At 35.9% G+C, this 19,140-nt stretch carries 14 protein-coding genes; 7 read left to right on the top strand and 7 right to left on the bottom strand.

Annotated features, from left to right (window positions below):
• Positions 1-219: 219 nt before the first annotated feature.
• From GQR59_RS00785 to GQR59_RS00775, 3 genes are all read right to left on the bottom strand, one after another.
• Complete coding sequence (locus tag GQR59_RS00785; RefSeq protein ID WP_160060273.1) at positions 220-945, bottom strand: 3'-5' exonuclease; 726 nt, start codon at positions 943-945, stop codon at positions 220-222.
• Positions 946-973: 28 nt separating this feature from the next.
• A complete protein-coding gene (locus GQR59_RS00780; protein WP_160060272.1) occupies positions 974-2,836 on the bottom strand; it encodes a putative nucleotidyltransferase substrate binding domain-containing protein in 1,863 nt (620 codons plus the stop codon).
• Between the two features lie 459 nt (positions 2,837-3,295).
• The gene (locus tag GQR59_RS00775) at positions 3,296-4,009 is read right to left on the bottom strand and encodes a FadR/GntR family transcriptional regulator (protein WP_160060271.1); all 714 of its coding nucleotides are present in this window, start codon (positions 4,007-4,009) and stop codon (positions 3,296-3,298) included.
• 451 nt (positions 4,010-4,460) lie between these two features.
• On the opposite strand from GQR59_RS00775, the gene GQR59_RS00770 reads away from it, so the two are divergent.
• The gene (locus tag GQR59_RS00770) at positions 4,461-4,697 is read left to right on the top strand and encodes a DUF1059 domain-containing protein (RefSeq protein ID WP_160060270.1); all 237 of its coding nucleotides are present in this window, start codon (positions 4,461-4,463) and stop codon (positions 4,695-4,697) included.
• Between the two features lie 314 nt (positions 4,698-5,011).
• Here GQR59_RS00770 and GQR59_RS00765 read toward each other — a convergent pair whose 3' ends face one another.
• Positions 5,012-5,863: a thymidylate synthase gene (locus tag GQR59_RS00765; protein ID WP_160060269.1), complete on the bottom strand. Its 852-nt coding sequence runs from the start codon at positions 5,861-5,863 to the stop codon at positions 5,012-5,014.
• The gene (gene lgt, locus GQR59_RS00760; protein WP_160060268.1) at positions 5,863-6,699 is read right to left on the bottom strand and encodes a prolipoprotein diacylglyceryl transferase; all 837 of its coding nucleotides are present in this window, start codon (positions 6,697-6,699) and stop codon (positions 5,863-5,865) included. The genes GQR59_RS00765 and lgt overlap by 1 nt, the downstream gene beginning before the upstream one ends.
• 371 nt (positions 6,700-7,070) lie before the next feature.
• Here lgt and sstT point away from each other — a divergent pair, with 371 nt between their 5' ends.
• Positions 7,071-8,303 (top strand): serine/threonine transporter SstT, encoded by a 1,233-nt coding sequence (sstT, locus tag GQR59_RS00755; protein WP_160060267.1) that lies wholly within the window; start codon positions 7,071-7,073, stop codon positions 8,301-8,303.
• Positions 8,304-8,619: 316 nt separating this feature from the next.
• Here sstT and ptsP read toward each other — a convergent pair whose 3' ends face one another.
• Both ptsP and rppH read right to left on the bottom strand, forming a co-directional pair.
• The gene (gene ptsP / locus GQR59_RS00750; protein WP_160060266.1) at positions 8,620-10,890 is read right to left on the bottom strand and encodes a phosphoenolpyruvate--protein phosphotransferase; all 2,271 of its coding nucleotides are present in this window, start codon (positions 10,888-10,890) and stop codon (positions 8,620-8,622) included.
• Between the two features lie 35 nt (positions 10,891-10,925).
• Positions 10,926-11,459, bottom strand: coding sequence for an RNA pyrophosphohydrolase (rppH, locus tag GQR59_RS00745; protein WP_160060265.1), 534 nt, complete (start codon positions 11,457-11,459; stop codon positions 10,926-10,928).
• Between the two features lie 651 nt (positions 11,460-12,110).
• Between rppH and mutH the strand changes: the two genes are divergently transcribed.
• From mutH to GQR59_RS00720, 5 genes are all read left to right on the top strand, one after another.
• Complete coding sequence (gene mutH, locus GQR59_RS00740; protein WP_160060264.1) at positions 12,111-12,782, top strand: DNA mismatch repair endonuclease MutH; 672 nt, start codon at positions 12,111-12,113, stop codon at positions 12,780-12,782.
• 80 nt (positions 12,783-12,862) lie between these two features.
• Entirely contained in the window at positions 12,863-13,192 is a 330-nt protein-coding gene (locus tag GQR59_RS00735; protein ID WP_160060263.1) for a hypothetical protein, read from the top strand.
• 561 nt (positions 13,193-13,753) lie between these two features.
• Positions 13,754-16,600: an excinuclease ABC subunit UvrA gene (uvrA, locus tag GQR59_RS00730; RefSeq protein WP_160060262.1), complete on the top strand. Its 2,847-nt coding sequence runs from the start codon at positions 13,754-13,756 to the stop codon at positions 16,598-16,600.
• A gap of 55 nt (positions 16,601-16,655) precedes the next feature.
• The gene (locus GQR59_RS00725; RefSeq protein WP_160060261.1) at positions 16,656-18,395 is read left to right on the top strand and encodes a PglL family O-oligosaccharyltransferase; all 1,740 of its coding nucleotides are present in this window, start codon (positions 16,656-16,658) and stop codon (positions 18,393-18,395) included.
• Positions 18,395-19,051 (top strand): transglycosylase SLT domain-containing protein, encoded by a 657-nt coding sequence (locus GQR59_RS00720; RefSeq protein WP_236546615.1) that lies wholly within the window; start codon positions 18,395-18,397, stop codon positions 19,049-19,051. The genes GQR59_RS00725 and GQR59_RS00720 overlap by 1 nt, the downstream gene beginning before the upstream one ends.
• The last annotated feature ends 89 nt before the right edge of the window (positions 19,052-19,140 follow it).

Below are 19,140 nucleotides of genomic sequence, written 5' to 3'. Positions count from 1 at the left end.
TACCTATCAATTATAAATAATTAAAAAAATATACTTTATCAATATTAAAAATATGATTGAATTTTATACTAAAAAATTCATTTGTATTACTTTATAAGAGGATTTGTTGTAATTGCTAAATGTAGGTAAAGAATTGTTTACAAAGACGTCAAAAGCCTCTCAATAGTTTCATTATTGAGAGGCTTTTTAAAGAGAAATAACGGAAACAGTGATAAGTGCTTATAGCGCTCTTGTATAATCAAACTTCATGTAGCGTACGCTCGAATCTGTTCCTTCAAAGTGTATTTTAAGTAATGCTAAATAAAGTTCACCTGTCGCTAAAGAATCAACCAAAGCACCATGAGCGGAGTATTCAGGGAGGTTATGACGCGCTCTAATAGAGCCTAAACGAAAGTCATCTGTTGCAGAATCATCTTTATACATATGTAATGACTTTTCCATCTGCAAGGTATCAACCCACAATAAAGGCAGAGGAGGTAATTTATATTGCTTAGCAATGTAATGATTCAAAAAACGTTTCTCAACTACACTGCCATGCACAATAAGTACTTTACCTACCGCTTCAGCTAATAAGGTATCCATGACTTCAGCCCATGGCTTACCCTGTTCAAGCATTTCAGGAACGATATGGTTTATAACAGCCGTTTCAGCTTTTATATTTTCAGCTGATTGAATCAATGTTTCTACTGCTTCACTGAGTAACAACTGTTGATTTATTAAAGGTAAATAACCAACACTCAATAACGAGTCATTTTTAGGGTCAAAACCAGAGGTTTCAAAATCTACTGACAAATAATCCAAGGAAAATATATCATCGTCTAAACTTGGTAAAGGAGTCGATAATAACGTTTTTATCTTATCAGGTACGTCATGGTTAGCTAAATACCGTTCACGTTCGCGCTTTAATTTATTTAATGGATGGAAATGGTTGAAAATTGCACGCATACATTCTCTCTTTTACTCAAATAATTGATTACTGACGATCAAACTTCAACTTTGTATATTCCTGTAGATCAGCAATAATTCTAAATGCATCTTTTAAATGCTTTCTTTCAAAGCTGCCGAAGGTATCTGGAATGATATTATTATCTGGCACTTTTCCTTCTTTTAATGCACTTAGTTGATGAGATAAACGCACTTGCGTTAGGAATTGAAACGATCCTTGTACGTTTTTCAGCATCTCTTCACTTAATAAATTATTTTCATAAGCATGATTGAAACGCGCCATGGTTTCTGCTTTCTCTGATCCCGATGACAAACCATAAATACGTGCTAAATCAACCAATAAATTAATAGCAAACTTCTTAATATTCAGTGTTTTAGAGTTCTCACCACTTTTTTCCAATACAAGAGAGTTAAAAATGCCCAATGGAGGGTTAACCGAGACAGAATCTCGTACCATAGAAGATAAAAATACATGTGAATCTTTTATACTGGAAAATAAATGAGCTTGAAGTTCTTTATTAAAGCTTTCATTGCCGTATAACCAACGCGTCTCTAAAAATACCGTAACATTTAATAAACTTTCATATTCAGGATTTGCTACCCATTTACTATAAGAGGCTTTCCATACTTTTAGAGGCATACACCATTTTGGATTAACGGCCATAAACTTACCGCTACATAATGGATAAGCACAGGCATCTAGGGAATTACATACCCACATAGCGAGACCTTGGAAGTAAATGCGATCTGCTGCAGTTGCAGTATCAGCTAAGATAATCGCGTTATCTTGGTCCGATAACATATGCACTTCATTTCGAGCATGAGATCCAGCAACAATCCAAGCAAACTCACAAGGTGGCTTGCCAAAATGTCCTTCAGCCATTTGCAATAGTTTACGATTATAGGCATCCATTATCATGGTCATTACATGGCCAATGATGTCACCACTTACTTTGCCTTCTACTAATGCCTCAAATATCGCTTGGCGCTCTGGCGTTAACTTAGTGAGGTCGGCAACTGTGTTTGCATATTTAATTTTTTCAATTAAAAAAACAGCTTGAATTCTATTGTTACGTACTAAGTGAGTTGTTGTTAATACCCCTAGAACATTATTACCTTCAACAACCGGTAAACTACGCACGTTATTTTGCATCATAATAGATGACGCTTTTAACACTAAATCATTAGGTCCTACCGTCAATGGATTAGGTGTCATGATCTCTTTTACTGGTCGGTTATAATCTAACCCAGCCACGATCACACGCTTGGTCATATCGCGGTCAGTTACCAAACCAACAATTTTTCCATTTTCAGTAATAACGGCAGTCGGAGAACAAACCGCCATGATCTCTTCAGCTACTTTTCTAATGGGAGTACTTGAGTCAACTACTACAATTTTATCACTCGATACTTCGGATACTTTTTTAACAAACACCCCTTTTTCACTGTCTGACCACACAACATCTAATGCCGAATGCAAACGTACTTGTACATTACTGGCAAAATGCTCTGCAAAGTCTGGATATTCATCTAAGAGATTCAACAAATCTGAATGAGGAACTAAGTATAATAAAGTGTTTTCTATTGCGATTGCGCTGTAGTCTTCTTGCGATTCTTTGTGTTCATCAAGGAAAGTAAAACCAAATAAATCTTCAGCGCCTAGCTTCGCTCGCAGCATGCCATTATGTTTTCGTTGTTCCATCGAGCCAGTTCGAATCACATATAGATAACGTAATTCGTGCTCTCCACCAAAATGAACTTGCTCACCTTTAGCTAAGTAAGAAATTTTAATACAGCAGGCTATTTTGCGTTGTAGATCTTGTGGTAACTTATCAAAAGGATCGATTTTCGATATGAAATCATGAATATTGGGAATTAATGTTTGAGGCATAAATAATCCTTTAAAATAGAGCCATTTAATGTAAAAAAGCCATTCTCCATTACTAGAGGATGGCTACTATATTAACCTTAGTCTAGACATCAACAAACCGAATATAAGTGATTCAATAATGAAGACTTCAATATTGAATGTACCTTTCAGAGCGAGTACGACTTTAACGATTATCTGGTTTTACAATAGAGCAGAATACAGGGCTTACTTATACAAATATCAAATTAATATTCATTAACGTAAGTACAGCAATATAATATGCTCAATTATTTGTAATACAATAAAATGCAATAGCATTTACTATAAATACAGCCGTAAAAAGACCAAAAATGTATTACAACGTCATTATTAATTTGAATTAAATGTAAGGTTTAAGGCTATTTCCTTAAACACCTTTCAACATCATTAATACAGCTCAGTTTTATTTGCCTGACAACATCGAAAAGTTAAGCGTGACTATTAATCACTGCTTGGTAAACGACGCTTACTCTTATTCAACAAATCAACATTTGCTTGTCGCGCTTTAACTGAGTCGCCAGCCATAATGGCTGAGTAAATAGCCCTATGTTCATTGATACAAGTACTGCCTCTAACCGATGAATGTGTAATAAAGCTTTTAAACATAGTGCACAAGACATTAGCAAAAGGTAAATAGAAGCTGTTACCTGTAGATAAGAAAATTAAACGATGAAACTCCATATCGGCTTCAGTCCAGCTTTCAAGATCAAAGTTCTTAGAGATATCGTCCATTTTCTGAAAAGTCGCGGATAATAAAATACGTTGTTGTGCAGTAGCATTTTCAGCAGCTAATGCTGCAGCTTCAGGCTCTAATGCATTACGTAGAGAGAGGAAATCTCGGTAAACAGCATTATTATCACCAATATCAATTAACCAATCTAATAACTGAGAATCTAAAAAATTCCAATTTTCGCGATCAGTAACGCGTGTTCCAACTTTTGGCTTTGATTCTAATAAGCCTTTTGATGTCAGTAGCTTAATTGCTTCTCTTAATGAAGTTCTGCTAACCTTAAACTGCTCACATAGCGTCATTTCACCAGGAATTATTTCATTCTGAGCGACTTCCCCTGAAAGTATTTTACGAGCAATCTCACGTGCAACTTGCACATGTAAACTACGTTTTACTCCAGCGATTTCTACAAATGCGTTCTGCATAAGGACCCTTACTTTTATTATAATAATTTAATAGTAATACAAATAAAGTGGGTTTGATATACGATCAATGAGGTCACTTTATCTTCTGTGATTTATATAGATAAATAATAGTGTTCTTTTGTATTATATGTGAACCAATACCCAATCACATTAAGAGCCAAAAAGTCATAAGAACAATGATCATTTTTGTTGGGCTACAGGTTGTAGTACAATATTTGTTCACATATTGAATAAAATAATAAGATAGGTACCACTAAAATTACCTGTTATACCAATGGAATTAAATAAATGATCAGAGATTGCGCAGAAAAAATTAACACTAATAAGGCGTGAGTTGTAGGAGATAGTTGTTCTCACTTCAAAACTCACAACGCAGTTAGGGATGATTTTAACCAGCAAGAATGATCACCTTATTAATTCTTTTGGTATTATTACCAAATAAGGGATTATAATGAAAACGATGTCATGTAAACAACTTGGTGGTGCATGCGAGCAATCTTTTCAAGCAAACACGTTTGAAGAATTAGTAGAACAAAGTAAATTGCATGCAATGGAAATGTTTATGCAACAAGATGAAGGGCACCTAGAGGCAATGCAAAAAGTTCAAGCATTAATGAAAGACCCAGAAGCAACTAAAGCTTGGTATGACGCTAAAGAACAAGTATTTAATAGCTTAGCAGAAGATTAATTAAAATCTATATAGGTAGCTTACTGGATACAATAAGCTATTTTTTCATTAAAAATCAAACAACTATATTTATCTTTAAAAAGACTTGATTTTTTAGACGATTAATTATTACGAGTTAACTTCTTAAGGCACCTTAAACTGCTACATAAAATAACTTTTAAACATAAAAATCAGTCAGTTATAAAAAGAACGAGATTGTCTACAACTTGACGTTTACTGGTAAATATCACTCCTTTTAGCTTATAAAAAAGTCCCACTGATAAAGTATATCAGTGGGACTTTTTTGCTCATTAAGCACAATAAAAGTATGAAATTTAGACCGAAAATGGGTACTTAATTGGATCATGGCATTGGTAACCAACGACTTCAAAATCATCCATTGTTACCCATGTTTCTAAATCTTCTAGTGAAGTAATTTTAGGATTAATTTTTAATTGTGGTGAGGCGAAAGGTTCACGTTTCAGCTGTACATTTTGCATCAACTCTAATTGATCTTCATAGATATGGGCATTAACAATTTTATGGTATGCCTTACCTGCTTTTTTACCTGTTATCTGTGCCATTAATGCCAAGAAAGCAAATACTTGAACTTGGTTAAAATTCAGTCCTAACGGGACATCGCACGACCTTTGATAACTAGTCAGGTGCAATGTATCACCCAATAGAGAAAACGTATGAGTATGCATACAAGGACGCAAACAACCTAACTCAAACTCACCTGGATTGTAAAATGTCAGTATTTCTGCGCGATCATCGATGCCATTTTTTAAGTTATCAACAATCTTTTTTAATTGATCCAAGGTGGTGCCATCAGGCTTCATCCAAGAACGACCTTGAACGCCGTAAACACGCCCCATATCATCTTCGCTCTTACGATGTGCACTGTTCAACCAAACTTCATTTAAGTTAGCATTGGCATCCCATGTTTTTGTCCCTAACGCACGGAAGTCTGCAGCATTATCGTAACCACGGATATAACCTAAAAATTCAGCAATCGCCGATTTATAAAAGCTTTTACGTGTTGTGATCATCGGAAATTGATTATTGCCTACATCGTATTCTAAATCGGCATTGATAACCGTTAAGCAACGTTTACCAGTACGTTCATTTTCAATCCAAGTACCTTCATCAATAATGCGTTGGCATAACTGTAAATACTGTTTCATTATTTCTTACCTTTATTATTTTTTGCTTTGCTTGGTACTGCTTGAACAGGGTTATTCTTATAAGCATAAAACATTAAAGCAGATCCAATGATGATCATTGGCAACGATAGAATTTGTCCCATACTCATATTAAATGTCAGTAAGCCTAACTGTGCATCTGGTTCACGAGCAAATTCAATAATAAATCGGAATGTACCGTAACCGAGTAAGAATAAACCAGCCACTGAACCAGCCGGTTTAGGTTTACGGATAAACAAGATTAAGATAATAAATAACACCACACCTTCTAATGCAAACTCATATAACTGTGAAGGATGGCGAGGAAGCGGACCTGCATTGTGAAAAATAACGCCGAATGGAGAATCAGTTACTCTTCCCCATAATTCAGAGTTAATAAAGTTACCAATACGTCCAGCTCCTAAACCAACTGGTAATAATGGCACAATAAAATCACCTACCGATAAGATAGAGCGTTGGTGACGTTTTGCATAAATAATGATAGCAGTCAGCACCCCTAACACGCCGCCATGGAATGACATGCCACCTTCCCATATTCTAAATAAGTACATTGGGTTATCGATGAAAGTTGGGAATTGATAAAAGAATACGTAGCCAATACGTCCACCTAAAATCACCCCCATAAACCCTGCAAACAAAAGGTCACTTGCTTGTTCGCGAGTCCATACTCCATTAGATTTATCACAAGCACGGTTTGCCATCCAAAATGCACAAGCAAAACCAACAAGGTACATTAATCCATACCAGCGAATATCTATAGGGCCGAGGCTAATCGCAATCGGGTCAATCTGGGGTAATACATAAGGAGATGAGGACATATTTTACTCTAATTGATGATGTTAATGGCGGTATCATAACGTAATTTACACATATATTTAAATACGGCTTAAGGATTAAAATTTTTATATTTTAAATTCCAAATAAACAATCAAATTAAATGCTCTTTTCTAACACTTTTTTGTTTAATATTAAAAAATAACAATTACTGAATTAATTTATGATTAATTATGCTATTTTCTGCGCCAAATTATGATCTGTATTAATTCTTATATGAGATTAGTTATTACAATCACCTTGTAGTCACCATACCAAAATAGCGTTTGCTTCTACTAAGCGTTAAATCATTAATCACAGTGTCAGTAAGACCATTTATCAGCACTGTTAATAATAAAAAAGATAGGACATATTTATGAGTTCAAACCCCACCCTTATTCAACGAATGATGAACGGTAGCTTAGTTTTACAAATTGTTATTGGTATTATTGCAGGCGTTTGTCTTGCAACTATCTCTCCAAGCACAGCTACATCAGTTTCATTTCTTGGTGGATTTTTTGTTAGCGCTTTAAAAGCAGTTGCACCCATTCTTGTTTTTATATTAGTAGCATCATCAATAGCAAACCAAAGTAAAGGTGCGCATACCAATCTTAAACCTGTTATTCATTTATATTTAATCGGTACTTTATTAGCTTCTATTACTGCCGTTCTATTTAGTTACGTTTTCCCAACAGAACTTGTATTAATAACGACTGATATCGTTGCATCCCCACCTGAAGGTATTTTAGAAGTATTAAATACACTGTTATTTAAAATTGTAGATAACCCAGTCAATGCATTAGTGACAGGTAACTTCATTGGTATTTTAGCGTGGGCTGTCGGTTTAGGCTTAGCCCTTCGACATGCAAATGAATCGACTAAGAATATGTTACATGACCTATCACATGGCGTTTCTAAAATAGTACAACTAGTGATTCGATTAGCACCGATCGGTATTTTCGGTTTAGTCGCAACGACGTTTGCAGAAACGGGCTTTGATTCATTAATTGGCTACTCTCACTTATTAGCAGTGTTAGTTGGTTCAATGTTATTTATTGCATTGGTTGTTAATCCAATCATTGTTTATATTAAGCTAGGTTCGAACCCTTACCCGTTAATATTCCAATGTCTACGTGAGTCAGGTGTTACCGCTTTCTTCACTCGTAGCTCTGCAGCTAACATCCCAGTGAACATGGCATTATGTGAAAAATTAGATTTACATGAAGATACTTACTCAGTTTCTATCCCACTGGGTGCAACCATCAATATGGCGGGTGCGGCAATTACGATTACAGTATTAACATTAGCAGCTGTTCATACCTTAGGAATTGAGTTTGATATTTTAACGGCTATTTTATTAAGTGTTGTTGCAGCGGTATCAGCTTGTGGAGCATCTGGTGTAGCAGGTGGTTCACTACTATTGATTCCACTAGCATGTAGCTTATTTGGTGTGCCGAATGAAATAGCAATGCAAGTTGTTGCGATTGGCTTCATTATCGGTGTTGTACAAGATTCAGCTGAAACAGCATTAAATAGCTCAACTGATGTTATCTTTACCACTGCGGCTTGTCGTGCTGAAGAAGCAAAAGAGTTAGCAGCTAAAAGCTAAACGAATTAATCGTTAACTTTAAAATATAAAAACCGATCAAATGATCGGTTTTTTTATAGATGAAAGACTTGGCAATAAAGTTAATCCCAATTCATAATAATACTGATTACATTAAATAAGTGATCTAAATTTTGCGCCGGAAAAACAGTTCAACTCAAGGCGTAAATTAAGCCTTTCGAAGATTAATTCCGTTAATCGTCTGTCGGAGAATGAACCCAAAAATGTTAATGCTTTAATGGTTATTCCCTTTACGAAATTTACAACGAAAAAATCAGAGATGTTAATCAGTTAATTAGTGTGATTGGTATAACTAAACTTATTTCTTACCTGCTCGTACAAACCCACCTAAGCCTTTTTCATCTAAGTAATTAATAAAGGTTTGCTTTATAAATGCCCCATCATGCCCTTTTAACGCAATTTGAGTACAAGCCTCTAACTCAGGGATGGTAACTTTATTAAGTAAATATTTAACTTTATTAATATTAAATGCATTCATGCTTAGCTTACGGTAACCAAGCCCTAACAGCATGAGTAAACCGATAGGATCACCTGCTAACTCGCCACAAATACTCACTTCAATATTATTCTTTTTACTCTGTTCCAATATTAAACGCATCGCTTGTAATACAGCAGGATGATAACTATCAAATAGGTCAGCTACACGACTGTTGTTACGATCTACCGCTAATAAATATTGTGTTAAGTCATTGGTACCAATTGACAGAAAGTCCACCAGCGGTGCTAACTGATCAATAATAAAAATAGCAGAAGGCACCTCAATCATGACACCAATATCGGGCAATGGAAATTGCTCTTCTGTGATATGTTGCTCCCAACAAATCTCTTGCCATGCTTGAACAATTAATCGTTTAGACTCTTCAACCTCACCAACAGATCCCACCATAGGCAGCATAATACGTAGATTCTGCGTGTTAATATTGGCACGTAACATAGCTCGTATTTGAACTAGAAAAATCTCTGGGTGATCTAAGGTTAAACGAATGCCTCGCCACCCTAAAAATGGATTTTCTTCAGTAATAGGAAAATAACTTAACTGTTTATCACCACCAATATCCAATGTTCGCATGGTAACGGGCAAGTCTTTATATTCTTCCAATAAATGCTGATAAGCACTCACCTGTTCTTGCTCGGTCGGAAAAGCACTGTTGAGCATAAAAGGTAATTCACTACGGTATAAACCAATACCAGAGAAGTTCTGTTCTTTAAAAACATCAGGCGTCGTATTTAAGCCGGTATTGAGTAACACTTCAATTTCACAACCATCTTTAGTGATGGCTGCTTGATTTGCTTCTAATTCAACTAACGCCTTCATCTCATTTTCTTCATCAAGCAGAATTTGATATTCCGCAATCAGAGAAGCTTCAGGCTCAATAATGATCGTACCCGCATAGCCATTGATGATGATATTTTTATGCGCTATATTTTTTAATCTTAAAGGAACGCCTAATACAGCAGGGATCCCAAGAGCACGAGACAAGATCGCCACGTGAGAGCTTAAACCGCCACGTACCGACACTATCCCTTTTAATTTATCTGGCGGAATCATCGCCAGCATCGAAATAGTCACTTCTTCTGCTACTAAGATAATCTCATCAGGAAAGTCATGTTTTTCATCATCACGATTTGAGAGATGGTATAAAAGACGTTGGCCTACATCGCGAATTTCAACAGCACGTTCTCTTAAATATGGGTCACTCATGCTTTCGAACTGTTCGATATACCTTTCAGCAACACGTTTTACCGCACTCTTGGCAGTTAATTTATCTTCTCTAATTTGCAGTTCAATAGCAGACAGTAGCGCTTTATCTTTTAACAAGTGCCCATACACATCGAATAACATAAAGGCATCTTTAGATACTTGTTCTTTCAGCGTTATTGAAACTTTAGAAAACTCATCGGCACATGCTTGAACAGCATTAGTAAACGACTCCATTTCACTATTAGGTTTATCACTTAATTCAATGCCAACATCGCTCAATAAAAGGTGAGCTTGTAAAACATGCGCCTTGTTAATAGAAATTCCCGAACTCGCTGGACTACCTTGTAAATGAAGTGAATGTTTTTTGGGCGCTTTTTCATCAGGAAGATCTAATAAGGTTCCACCTAATACACTGCCTAAATGCACCGCTAGCGTAACCAGAAATGATTCTTCAAGCTCATTGAATAAACGAGGTAATCTTTGTTGTGCGACGAGTACACCGAGTACCTCACGCTTGTGAATAATCGGTACACCTAAAAATGATTTAAATTGTTCTTCATTGCTAGAAGGAAGGTATTTGAACCGAGGGTGTTCAGACACGTTTGCTAAATTAATTGGTTCACCTTTTTGATAAACCAACCCAACAATACCTTCGTCAAGATTGAAGTGTGTTGCACCGACCACTTGGTTATCTAAACCCTCACTGGCCATCAGTGATAATTTTTTAGTTTCTTTATTGGTCACAAAAATAGAACAACAATCTAAGATCATTGTGCTTTTAGTTTGTTCTACCAATAAATTCATAGCATCAGAAAGTGTACTGGCCTCACCGAATTGTTCTACAATCTGACGAAGTTGGCTGAACATAAAACACTCCTATTAATGAGGGAAGACAGTACTTATTATTTGAAAGAACCTCGACGAGGCCGTTTATTTCTTTTTTTATCTGATTTATGCATTAATGAAAAAGCAGCATGACAAAATTCAGCCAATGCTCTTCTATATACATCACGTTTAAATGACACCACTTGCCGTACTGGATACCAATAAGTTACCCAGCGCCAATCATCAAACTCAGGATGTCCACAAGTCTCAAACCCAATTTGCTCTTCTTCTGCGATCAATTGTAATAAAAACCAGCGTTGTTTTTGGCCAATACAAATAGGTGCGGGAGACTCCCAACGCACTAGACGTTTAGGTAATTTATATCGTAACCATTGACGGCTACTCGCAACTACTTTTACATGTTCAGGTTTTAGACCTACTTCTTCATACAATTCACGGTACATCGCTTTTTCAGGCGTTTCACCTTCTTTAATTCCACCCTGTGGAAATTGCCATGAATGTTGACCGAAGCGTTTAGCCCATAAAACTTGACCATTTTTATTACAAATAATGATACCTACATTGGAACGATAGCCGTCAGCATCAATCATTAAAAACCTTAGTCAGGTTAAGATCTATTCCTATTTATACACAAGTAAATAGACGAAAAAATAGAATAGATGGAATTATAATTATTAATGCATTCTTTCACAGAACCCCTTTACCATCAAACCGATAAACTATAAAAAGGTTAAACGATAGTACTTACATCACGTTTACAGAAAATTGCTGATAAAATATATCCACTAAATCTGTGCATAACTATGTGCACAATTAAGCATAAATAAGAAAATAAAGAAACAACACAAACTACAAGATCTTTATTCGGTTATTTATACTATGATTATCACATTAAAAAACAGTAAGTTGAACTTAAAATATAATAAAATTTCTTTTGACCCTGTGATTAGATCCAGTGTTTTTAATTCACAATCGAATGTGAATATCTTCTGCGTTTAAAAAATAGTCATTGTCAATTTCAACGACACTTTTTGTTTAAAAAATAAACATAAAAACCAATTTTCAAGATATTTACATGCCTTTTTAAAAATGAACATTAAGATCTTACGATCTATTCACTTATCCACTAAAATTGTGCATAACTCTGTGTAAGTTCATTTTACAACTATGAATAACCTCAAATAAGAAAAGTGCGTACAATAAAAGCATCTATTTATTATTATCGATTAAAGGAAGTAACCATGCAGGCTACACCACAATCTGAAGCTCAGTTATTAGAATATTGTGAAGCCATTGCAGGTTATTCTTTATCGGAACTTGCTGATATCGCAAATATCGAAACGCCGGAAAACTTGCGAAAGAATAAAGGATGGGTTGGACAACTTATTGAGTGGCACTTAGGGGCGACAGCAGGTAGCAAACCTGAACAAGACTTTAAACATTTAGGGATTGAATTAAAAACGATTCCCATTGATAGCAAAGGTAAGGTATTAGAAACCACTTTTGTGTGTAGTACGCCTATATTACATACAACGCACTTAACCTGGCAGAACAGCAATATACGTAATAAATTAAGTAAAGTGTTGTGGTTACCTGTACAAGGCGAGCGAACAATCCCCCTTTCTGACCGACTTGTTGGTAATGGCTTCTTATGGACGGCTTCTTCTCAGCAAGAGCAATTAATGCAACAAGATTGGGATGAATTAATGGAAAAAATCGCACTAGGAAAAATAGAACAGATTAGTGCACGTGATGGACAAGTACTTCAACTCCGTCCTAAGGCAGCAAACGGTCAAGTGGTTACCGATGCCTACGGTGAAAATGGTGAACTCATTAAAGTACGCCCTCGTGGTTTTTACCTGAAAAAAGTATTCACTCAGGAAATTATTAACCAACAATTTAATTTAAATTAAGTTTCAATGATTATCTGACTAGAATTTGTACAGCGTTTGCAGTAGATTGAATACGAAATAATATTTTTTGAGGATCTAACATGAGCATTAAAAAGCAATTTTTAAAAAATAAACCAATGGTTAAAGTAACCTTTGAAGTTAGTAAAGAAATAGCAAATGATGCAACAAGCATTAATTTATTATCTGAGCATAACCAATGGCAGCCTATTGAATTTAAAAAATTTAAAAATGGTAAATTTAAAGTAGCAGAAAATATCTCATCTGAAGATCGCCAAGGCTTTCAATTTATTTATCAAGTGACCTCTGAAACAGGTATTCAATCAACACTATTGCCTGATGATGTAGATAGCTATGTTGATAATGGAATGAATGATGGTGGCAAAAATGCAGTCCTGTTACTGTCAGAATAATAAAGTCGAGCTTTAACACTGTATTTTAAAGATCAGTTTATACATTAAAACATCTTTAAAATGATGATTAAAAATATATGGTTCACCATAGGTATTTTTTCACTCTATTATTAACCGCCGAACCTTACGATACTCCTATTTTTAAAAGTATTTTCGTAAAAATGGATACTGTCTTTGAGTTTTATTCTTTACCACTTATTGAGAGCTCAAATCATCATTGAAATATTTGCCTGATATAAAAGACACTGATATCGACTTTGCCAATATGATCGATATTAAATAAATGAACGTATTATTGATAAAGTGTCGCTCAAAACTTATAACTAACACTAATATAGCCTCTTCGTTAGCTACTCCAAAGTATGTAAAATAAAATACCTCGCTAAGACAGATTTTTAGCGGAAAAATTATTTATGTAGAAATAGAGTTCATAGGATTTAACAGGCACTACCACTGTAATAATTTACAGTGTACTATGTTTTACAACTGCATGATTATTATAAAGAATGCTTTCAGACCACTAGAATACTTATATTCGAATGTATTAATGAGTGAGAAATAATGAACAATATTGAAATACGCGGTGCAAAAACACATAACTTAAAAAATATTAGCTTAACGATCCCACGTGATAAATTAGTCGTGATCACAGGCCTTTCTGGTTCAGGAAAGTCTTCATTAGCATTTGATACTTTATACGCTGAAGGTCAACGCCGTTATGTTGAATCATTATCAGCTTATGCTCGTCAATTTTTATCATTAATGGAGAAACCTGATGTTGAACATATAGAGGGGCTTTCTCCCGCTATTTCTATCGAACAAAAATCAACATCTCATAATCCACGCTCAACCGTTGGCACGATTACCGAAATATCTGATTATTTACGATTATTATTTGCCCGTATCGGAGATCCTCGCTGCCCAACGCACGGTGTCACATTACATGCTCAAACCGTCAGCCAAATGGTCGACTCTATCTTAGATAGTCCGGAAGGTAGTAAAATGATGTTACTTGCTCCGATTGTGAAAGGCCGTAAAGGTGAGCATGTTAAAACATTCGAAAGCTTAGCCGCACAAGGTTTTTTACGAGCACGAATTGACGGGGATATTTGTGACTTAAGCGATCCACCAAAGCTAGAGCTTCATAAAAAACACAATATCGAAGTCGTGGTTGACCGATTTAAAGTGCGTGATGACTTAAAACAACGCCTTGCGGAGTCGGTAGAAACGACGTTAGATCTGAGTAACGGTTCTGCTATTTTAGCTTATATGGATGATAGTCAACCAGAGCAATTATTTTCAGCGAATTTCTCTTGCCCACACTGTGGCTATAGTATTTCAGAATTAGAACCGCGTATATTTTCTTTCAACAGCCCTGCTGGTGCTTGTGAAACCTGTGATGGCTTAGGCGTAGAACAATATTTCGATGAAGCACGTGTTGTAACCGATAACTCGCTAAGTTTAGCCGACGGGGCGATCGAAGGTTGGAGTAGTAAATCAAATTATTACTATCAAATATTAAGAGCCGTAGCCGCACATTACGATTTTTCACTGACTAAACCATTTAAATCCTTAGCTAAAAAATACCAACAGTACGTTTTAAATGGGACAGGCTCAGAAAAAATATCTTTTACTTACAGTAATGATAAAGGTGACCAAGTTTCTCGTTTACATGCATTTGAAGGTGTTATCCCTAATCGCGCACGCCGCTATAAAGAAACAGAATCACCTGCGATGCGTGAATACCTAAGTAAATACATGAATCGTCAATCTTGTTCTAGCTGTGGTGGTTCACGTTTAAAAGAATCGTCTCGCAATGTGTTCATTAATGACGTTAATCTTGCTTATGTTTCTGAATTATCTATTTCAGATGCAGAACAATTTTTCAAAGAGATTAAATTAGTTGGACAAAAAGCCAAAATAGCCGAAAAAATACTAAAAGAAATTTTAGAGCGACTTAGTTTTTTAGTTAATGTGGGTTTGAATTATCTAAGCTTAGAACGTAGTGCAGAAACATTATCTGGCGGTGAAGCACAACGTATTCGTTTAGCGAGTCAGATCGGTGCGGGTTTAATGGGCGTTATGTATGTTTTAGATGAACCTTCAATCGGTTTGCATCAACGTGATAACGAACGCTTATTGAAAACGTTAACGCATTTACGTGACCTAGGTAATACCGTTATTGTTGTAGAGCACGACGAAGACGCCATTCGTCAAGCAGATCATATTATTGATATTGGCCCCGGCGCAGGTATTCACGGGGGCGAGATCATTGCCGAAGGTAACTACCAAAAAATACTAAAATCTAAAAACTCGCTAACAGCAGACTACTTGAGTGGCCGTAAAGAAATAAGTATTCCAGCTCAACGTACGCCATTAACAGGTAACTGGGTCAAATTAAAAGCAGCCAGTGCAAATAACTTAAAATCAGTCAATTTAGACTTGCCATTGGGTGTATTAACCTGTGTTACTGGTGTGTCAGGCTCAGGTAAATCAACGTTAATTAACGATACCTTATTTCCATTGGCGCAAACTAAACTCAACAAAGCCAGTACAGCAGAAGCATTAGCGCATAAGAGTATCTCTGGTTTATCACAGTTAGACAAAGTCGTTGATATTAACCAAAGTCCAATTGGTAGAACACCGCGTTCAAACCCAGCAACCTATACTGGGATTTTCACGCCAATACGTGAGCTATTTGCAGCGACACCTGAGTCACGGTCTCGTGGTTATAAACCAGGTCGTTTCAGCTTTAATGTTAAAGGTGGACGTTGTGAAGCTTGCCAAGGTGATGGCATGATCAAAGTTGAAATGCATTTTTTACCTGATGTTTATGTCCCATGTGACGTGTGTAAAGGTCAACGCTATAACCGTGAAACCTTATCGGTCAAATACAAAGGTAAAAATATTCACGAAACATTAGATATGACCGTAGAAGACGCCTTTAAATTCTTCGAACCCGTACCTGTTATAGCCAGAAAATTACAAACCTTAATGGATGTTGGTCTTTCTTATATTCGTTTAGGTCAAGCGGCAACAACACTGTCAGGTGGTGAAGCACAACGTGTAAAACTAGCAAAAGAGTTATCTAAAAGAGATACGGGTAAAACATTGTATATCTTAGATGAACCGACGACAGGGCTTCATTTCCATGATATTGCTCAGTTATTAAAAGTCATCCATACGTTACGTGATAAAGGCAATACGTTAGTCATTATTGAGCATAACTTAGATGTGATTAAAACAGCTGACTGGATCATTGATCTAGGTCCCGAAGGTGGTAATGGTGGTGGAGAGATCATCGCGACTGGCACTCCAGAAGAGGTAATAAAAGTAAAAGGTAGTTATACTGGACAATTCTTAAAGCCGATTTTAGAAAAAAACAGTAAAAAGAACAGTAAATTGTAACAACTGTTTAATCATAAAAAAGATAATCAATAAAATTTAAAAGTATGAGAGATAAATGGACTTACAACAAAAGCTAACACGTGCCTTCTTTATTAGTTTTGCACTGTTAATGGGGTTAGGCGCGCACTACTTCCAACATAATCAAGGTGGTAGTGGCTTACAAATAGCGGTTAATAATGTTGTTTGGGTATTTTTCTCTCTATTGATTGGTTTAGGTTTATGGAGAATAACAGCACAGCAAAAAATTATTTATTCAAAATATACGGCGATCATATTCATCGCATTAGGATTATTTTTTGTCCCTCTTTTTTACCCTAATAATGAGTTTGCAGATCAAAGCTACACGCGTTTATTAGGTCTTTTTGCCGGTATTCTGCTCTTTTTGAGCTTGCAACAATTTAGCTTTACTCGTCAGCAGATTGAAAAGCTTCTGTTATTGATTGTATTGGCGGGATTTATTCAAGCCTGTTACAGCTTAATGCAAGACTACTTGTTACCAGCAAGCAACTATTTTGGCTATAACGTCGGTTATGGTCGTCCTTACGGTATATTCCAACAGCCCAATGTATTAGCTAGCTTTATGGCAACCACCTTGATATTAAGTGGTTACTTATTACAGCAAGTAAACAATAAAAAGCTACAAGGCTGGTTATTGCTCACCGCTATGCTCAATATCTGGGTGATTAGTGTTGCCATGTCTCGCACTGGCTACCTCGGTGCCTTAATTGGCTTATTATTACTAACGCCTTGGGCTTGGCAAAGTAATAAAAAGCGCTTTATGTTATTCGGGTTAGCCGTTTTATTAGGTATCGGTTTTGCTTCAATGAAAGGCGATGCGTTAGGTGCCCGTAACGTCGAAGCAATGAAGGAAGGCGGTGCCCGCATCGAAATGTACCAACATGGTTGGCACATGATAAAAGCAAAACCATTGTTCGGTTATGGTTACGGCGGTTTTGAAAAAGCGTATTTAACAACGCATGCAGAACGCGTTGAAAAAGGCGAGTTGAAAAAGTTTTCACAAGTATTAACACACCCTCATAACGACCTTATCTTTTGGGCAATTGAAGGTGGAATAGCACCGATATTAGGTATGTTGCTATTAGTGCTCACCTTTTTCCATCGATTAAGTTCCTTCAAATGGCCAAAAGCATTGGCGTTATTAGCCTTGGTCATTCCTATAGGGCTACATACTCAAACAGAATACCCTTTGTATCACTCAGCACTGCATTGGTTAGTGTTAATGGTACTGGTATTTTATGTTGATTCAGAATCACAAAAAGTCAGTGAGAAGCGCTTTACGCCAACGTTCTTTTTACGTATTGCAGGTACTTTAATTCCGTTATTCACTGCCATTTTTATGATCACTAATTTATTTACTATCCACACAATGACCCATTTCGAACGAAGTAGAACACCAGATATTCGAGAACTTCTTAGTATTGTTAATCCGTTGGTATTCGACAATAACATTTCGTTTCATTTATATAATTTCAGACTAACAAGTGCGATGAATACGGGGAATACAGAAGAACTTAAGCAAGTAACATTAGCATTAGAACAAACTGTTTATAACACACCGAAACCTTTCTTTTATCATCTATTGTACCTAGCTTATAAACATAATAATCAACCAGAGCAAGCGGTTAAAGTACTCAATTATGCACGTTACTTATTCCCTGGTGACAAAGGCTTAAGAAATGCGGATAAGCCGAAAGAAATAACTTCTGAAGCTACCTCAACAGCGGAAAAAACAATAAATAACAGCGCTGCAGATAGCAATAACAAGGATCAATGATGGGGTTCTATAATATATTTCCATCTATGCTACGCTCGATTTTTTCTTTTACATTGTTATGTTTAAGTGGCATTCCTTTAATAGCTACCGCCGATATTTATATGTATATCGATAAGAAAGGAAATAAACATTTTTCTGAACGAAAGGAAGATAAAAATTACACGTTATTATTACGCAGTGATACTAACAAAAAACCGCATAGTTTTAGAAATTGGAAAGCGAAAAGCTATACTAATATTTCAATTCCTCGAAATAAAACACTACAAAGAAAATACCATCCTATTATTATAAAAGCGGCAGAAAAGAACCAACTGGATCCGGCTTTTTTACATGCCATCATTACCGCAGAATCTGCTTATCAAAGCAAAGCAGTATCTTCCGCTGGAGCACAAGGATTAATGCAACTGATGCCTGAAACCGCTAAACGTTTTTCAGTTACCGATTCATTTGATCCGATACAAAACATCTATGCAGGTGCTTTATATTTAAAAATATTATTAAAAGAATTTAAGACCAGAGAACTAGCGGCAGCGGCTTATAATGCAGGGGAAGGTGCAGTAAGAAAATACAAAAGGCAAATTCCTCCGTATCCTGAAACACAAAAATATGTGTCTAAAGTACTGACTTTTTACCAATATTACCAACATAATTTATGATTTTAAAATTCAAAAAATCTTAGTATTGGCAAATAACACAAGCTTAACTAATTAATGTTATTCTAGAATAATATTAATTAGTTTCTTTA

The sequence above is a fragment of the Psychromonas sp. L1A2 genome (assembly GCF_009828855.1).
Classification (GTDB): Bacteria; Pseudomonadota; Gammaproteobacteria; order Enterobacterales; family Psychromonadaceae; genus Psychromonas.
The sequence above is the reverse complement of the archived record's forward strand: the minus strand, read 5'-3'. Positions and strand labels throughout refer to the sequence as shown.